Origin of the sequence: Streptomyces bugieae (genome assembly GCF_036352915.1) — a bacterium.
GTDB classification, from domain to species: domain Bacteria; phylum Actinomycetota; class Actinomycetes; order Streptomycetales; family Streptomycetaceae; genus Streptomyces; species Streptomyces endophytica.
In genome coordinates, this window is the sequence record NZ_JAZBJP010000191.1 from 1 (window position 1) to 428 (window position 428).

Consider the following 428-nt stretch of genomic DNA (forward strand, 5'->3'; position numbering starts at 1 on the left):
GTACTGGCGGCGGGCGGCAATGCCGTCGACGCCACCCTGGCCATGGCCGCACTCACCTGGCTAGTGCTGCCCGGCCAATGCGGAATCGGCGGTGACGCATTCGCGGTGGTGCGCGAACCCGACGGCCGGGTGTGGACGATCGGCGGATCGGGATTCGGCCCGGACGGCGGGACCACCCCGTTCTATCGCGACCAGGGGCTGAGCACCATCCCGCTGTATGGGGCGCTGGGTGTCGCCGTCCCCGGTGCACCTGCGGCGCTGGCGGCCCTGCACACCCACGGGGCGAGCCGCGGGCTGCCCGAACTGTGGGAGCCCGCGGCCCGGATCGCCGAAACCGGCCTGGCCTGCTCGGCTAAGACTGCCGCCGACGTATGTGAGGCACTCACCGCCATCCGCCACGATCCCGGCCTAGCGGCGGTCTATGCACC

The 428-nt window shown here is 72.4% G+C and carries 1 protein-coding gene; it reads left to right on the top strand.

Annotated features, from left to right (window positions below):
- Positions 1 to 428 (top strand): gamma-glutamyltransferase (locus V2J85_RS40830; protein WP_330824420.1); only part of this gene is annotated, 428 nt, incomplete at both ends.